At 48.7% G+C, this 712-nt stretch carries 1 protein-coding gene and 1 pseudogene; both read left to right on the top strand.

Translation table 11 applies throughout. The features are described from left to right. Nucleotides 1-648: type IV pilus biogenesis protein PilM (gene pilM / locus R7Z50_RS27340; RefSeq protein ID WP_318149726.1), on the top strand; the 648-nt coding region annotated here is incomplete at its 5' end. After that, a pseudogene (locus R7Z50_RS27335) lies at nucleotides 632-712 on the top strand (pilus assembly protein PilN); the annotation flags it as partial. The gene pilM and the pseudogene R7Z50_RS27335, both read left to right, overlap by 17 nt.

The following is a 712-nucleotide window of genomic DNA, read 5'->3' as shown; positions in this document are numbered from 1 at the left end:
CGTGCGGAAGAAGGGATGCGTGGAACGGACAGTTATCAAGTATTCGCTACGCGCAAAGATGTGGTTGAAAGCCGAGTTGAAGCGTTACAACAGTCTGGTTTAAAGCCTGTGTTGGTTGACGTGCACTCTCAAAGCCTAGGTCATATCTGGAAGCTTGCCGCAGAGCGTTTTCCTGAAAAAAACAAATACTGTTTGTTAGACATCGGCTCGTTAGCGAGTTCATTCACCATGTTTACCGAGCAAGGCGAACTGTTTCATAAGGAGTTTGCGTGCGGTACTCGTATTTCAATGGGGACGTCACAAGAAGACTTACTCTCTGATGATGCTCAAGCCAAAACGGAACAGTTCAATCGTCAAGTGGTTGAGCGCGTAAAACGTCAAATGCAGCGCTATACCTCGATCAATGGTTCGCAAAACATCAAAGGCATTTGGTTATCGGGCGAGGGGGCATCGACGCCAATGTTGGCAGAAGAGCTCTCGCATCAGTTGGCATTGGAGTGCGAGTTGCTAAACCCACTCGGACTGTTTGAAATGAAAGTGTCGAAACGCAAGCGACGAGCGGCTGATTGGCAACATTTTTCGACAGCTGCAGGGCTGGCGGTCCGTGGCATTCATTGGTTAGGAGGTGTGCGTGCTGTATCGCATTAACTTATTGCCTTGGCGCGAAAATCAAAGGGAAGAGCATCGTCGTCGATTTGTCGGTTTAGTGGTA

Source organism: Vibrio sp. 1249-1 (assembly GCF_033340495.1).
Note: the sequence above shows the minus strand (reverse complement) of the source record. Positions and strands in the feature narration are given on the sequence as shown.